Origin of the sequence: Paenibacillus sp. HB172176, from assembly GCF_011947265.1 — a bacterium.
GTDB lineage: Bacteria > Bacillota > Bacilli > Paenibacillales > Paenibacillaceae > Pristimantibacillus.
The window spans coordinates 1-3,213 of the sequence record NZ_JAATHD010000057.1 but is presented as its reverse complement, the minus strand read 5'-3'; the positions used below and the strand labels follow the sequence as shown (position 1 = coordinate 3,213).

Sequence of the window (3,213 nt, the reverse complement as noted above, 5' to 3'; positions counted from 1 at the left end):
TGTATGGTAGTGATTGTTCGACACCTTCACTTTACCAAATGAAGCGGTGTTTTTCTATGGCGTCAAGTCAACTAATCATTCGGCTTCAAACCTATGTCATGCCTACTGTAATGACCATTTTGACTCTGCGAAAGTTGAGTCAATAGTTATATATTGAGAATAATATTTGCTTCTCTTACGCTTTGCAATGGAGAGCCTTTGTTTTAATTTGATGACTTCTTCTGCTTTTTCCGAATCAATATCTAATAAATTATTATCGAGATCTTTTGAAATTTGATCTTTTGTCTCAACTAATTGGGTAAGTTCTTTCAAGTTCTCATTATATTTTCGTTTGCCAATTGAGGATACAAAGTTATACTTCTGTGCGTTTTTATAGGCACTTAGTTCTGTTTCTCTTTGCTTTAATAAATCCTCTAATTCTGAAATCACACTGAACAATCCAAACAACTTTAATACTGCATTTATTGGCGCTCCAGCAGCTTCATTATAAACAACATCCAAAGGGCGCTTCTCATTTAGATTTTCTTTCCCATAAATTCGTGAATATCTACCAACTATGTCTCGGAAACTAATATTGGGGAGGTGTATATTATAATTATGCTTTAAAAATTCACAATACTGAGAGAGTGAGATTTTTGATACAACATTATATGATTCATCACACTCACTTACCATTTCTAAATCTTCGGTGTCTCTCAAAAAGTAGTATCTTTTTTCTTGAAATATGAAACAAAACTTTATAGTATGTTTGCCCACATGTCTTTGAATCTCTGCTGACTTTAGAATGTAATCTTTACCACCAAACACAAAATCTATAATCATAAGAAACGTAGACTTACCAATGGAATTACTCCCAAAATCATCCCCTAGTACGGTATTTAATGTAGGAAGGAATTCAACTCTCTTCTGTTTAAACTGATCACAAATAATTTCAAATAACATTGTTAATTCTCCTCGAATCAAAACTGTATTCTATTTTTCCTAATGTATACAGACAATCAAGTGCATCTAGAAATTCAGTAATATTTTGAAATTTACTGTTGACACTATAATATAAATCGGAGAGAGAAAGGTCCTTATTATTCTCAATTTGCTTCAAAATAACAGGAAGCTTACTAATAACACTATCATTATAAGTATATAGTTTATTGGGAAATTTCATGGAACACCTCACAACTCTGAACAAAATAAGATATTACTGCTTCACAGGCCTCACTTGATGAACCATTTGATTTAGATTTCAGCCATTTCACGAGTGCTTCAAATATCTCACTTTTACTAATAATTTCTTCATCACATTTCAGGAAGCTTGCTCTAACTTCTGAAGCAACTAAATCAAAGTTTATTTTATTCTCTTGATCCAAGCTCTGAAATGTTTCTTTAATTAGGTTGAAATAAATGCAAACGTATGTTTCTATTTTAACTTTTAAAATGGAATATGTCATCTCAATCTTGCTAGAAATTTTTAATGCCTTATACTCTAACTCCATTTTTTGCAGCGATACAGGATCAATACTCATCAATGAATTGATAACTAATACAATTTCATCTTCTATGTCTTGATGCGAGGTGGATATCTTTGCTTTAGAAGCAGCCATCAAACGTTTCTTGATTTTAATTAGTTTCAAATACTCTTCTTTAGTCTTATGGTCGTCATAATATCCATGGCAATCCTTACATAAAGCTATTTTATTTTCAAACTCTTCGCAGTTAGTCCCTAGTCTTTCAAGCCCCTGGAGTTCTTTTAATTCATTGGGAATTGGACTATTCGGATATATATGTGCAATTTGATATTTTTTATTCATACGTTTGCCTTTTGGTATGAGCAAGTAATTACCACATAACGGACATACCCCATCTACCTCTAGCAAATGTGCATTGTCCGTATTTTCTGTGATAGACACTCTTGCTATGAGATAAGGATCATTTAATTCTGGCATTTCCAATATAGACCCTCCATGATTTTGAATTAATGCTTAATAATTCTTTTCTCAAAATGAATCTGCCTTCTCAGAACCGCAACCCCTTTTATGTTTTTATTGCCATCCATTTCGTATCTTTCAATTCTTCCAAAGAAGGTTATTTCTAAGGACTCAGCCTTTTTCTTTGCTTCATCTAATTGTTTCAAAAAGTTGATGAACATCGGTTTAAATAGTTTTATCTGCGTAAATGTTTGAGAAGCGGTTTGTGAAGTTACGGATTTTTTCATTAATTTAATATGCACCCACTCATACCCATTATTATCTACATATGGTTGGCCCGTTGAAGCATAGATTCCTCGTAAGCAAATCAGCTCTTTTGGTGATTTTGATTGGAATTTTCCATAGACCTTATCCCACTCTTCAAAATATATATCCATCCATTTTGCGGTGATTCCAAAAAACTTAAATTCAAGATAATTCTGAACTTTATTCTGTTCAAAATACTTAGCTATTTTCGCAAAAGCTCTTGCTGAGTTTATGTAATCTGATAGTTCACCCTCACTATTTGAATAGTTCCCTGGGGATTTTTTAGTTTTAGGATTCTCCAATTTTTCCTTTTTAGGAATTAAGTCTTGAGATAATAAATCCATCAAAGATTTCTTTAATTCAACAGGGATGTTAACCCTAATAACCGTTTCTTTATCAAGGACAACACCTGCCACTTTGCTTTTACGAAGTGTCTGAGTTTGGCTGTTGGATTTATTATAAGGGCATTCTCCATCGTCATATTCTAAATGGTTCTTCTTACCTTTTTTCAATCGCAAAATAGGTGCAACATATTTGTCCTGCTTTATATACGTTCCAACAAAGCTTAAATCAACATGACAAAACTCACATTTAAGTGAATCATTTAATGTTTCATCTAGTTGAATATCATCGACTGACACTCTTCCAGCAGTAGGGTGTAGCGCCCAACTCATTTTCATTTTTGAACTCATACTAGCCCTCCACATTCTAGTTTAAAGTACTCATTTATTTGCGACTCGGTTCGCCACCAGAACCACGATTTAACAACGTACTATTACAATAATCATAGACCATTTATCGTTCAAACTCCAGAAAATTTTCCCATTTTCGACAAAAAGAAAGACTCCTGCAAGCGACAGGAGCCTCATTTTAATTAGTCTTATAGACCTTACTGGACAGTGAAAAGTTCTCGTCAAAAAATGGACACATGGTAAAACAACCCAATCAAGCGAATCTGTGATATCCTTACGGTTCCTACGCCGGA

The 3,213-nt window shown here is 33.4% G+C and carries 4 protein-coding genes; all 4 read right to left on the bottom strand.

Translation table 11 applies throughout. The features are described 5' to 3' along the window. Positions 1–102 precede the first annotated feature (102 nt). Genes HFP08_RS28680 through HFP08_RS28670 form a run of 4 tightly spaced genes read right to left on the bottom strand, consistent with a single transcriptional unit; the run spans position 103 to position 2,920 of the window. A complete protein-coding gene (locus HFP08_RS28680) occupies positions 103–942 on the bottom strand; it encodes an AAA family ATPase (protein WP_168124060.1) in 840 nt (279 codons plus the stop codon). After that, positions 932–1,162 (bottom strand): ABC-three component system middle component 7, encoded by a 231-nt coding sequence (locus tag HFP08_RS29805; RefSeq protein ID WP_481856634.1) that lies wholly within the window; start codon positions 1,160–1,162, stop codon positions 932–934. The genes HFP08_RS28680 and HFP08_RS29805 overlap by 11 nt, the downstream gene beginning before the upstream one ends. Continuing rightward, positions 1,146–1,940 (bottom strand): ABC-three component system protein, encoded by a 795-nt coding sequence (locus HFP08_RS28675; protein ID WP_346768773.1) that lies wholly within the window; start codon positions 1,938–1,940, stop codon positions 1,146–1,148. The genes HFP08_RS29805 and HFP08_RS28675 overlap by 17 nt, the downstream gene beginning before the upstream one ends. 29 nt (positions 1,941–1,969) lie before the next feature. After that, the gene (locus HFP08_RS28670) at positions 1,970–2,920 is read right to left on the bottom strand and encodes a hypothetical protein (protein WP_168124058.1); all 951 of its coding nucleotides are present in this window, start codon (positions 2,918–2,920) and stop codon (positions 1,970–1,972) included. Positions 2,921–3,213: the final 293 nt, after the last annotated feature.

Coding starts and splice junctions, on each gene's coding strand:
- HFP08_RS28680 (WP_168124060.1), bottom strand. CDS start 942: ATGTTATTTGAAATTATTTGTGATCAGTTTAAACAGAAGAGAGTTGAA.
- HFP08_RS29805 (WP_481856634.1), bottom strand. CDS start 1,162: ATGAAATTTCCCAATAAACTATATACTTATAATGATAGTGTTATTAGT.
- HFP08_RS28675 (WP_346768773.1), bottom strand. CDS start 1,940: ATGCCAGAATTAAATGATCCTTATCTCATAGCAAGAGTGTCTATCACA.
- HFP08_RS28670 (WP_168124058.1), bottom strand. CDS start 2,920: ATGAGTTCAAAAATGAAAATGAGTTGGGCGCTACACCCTACTGCTGGA.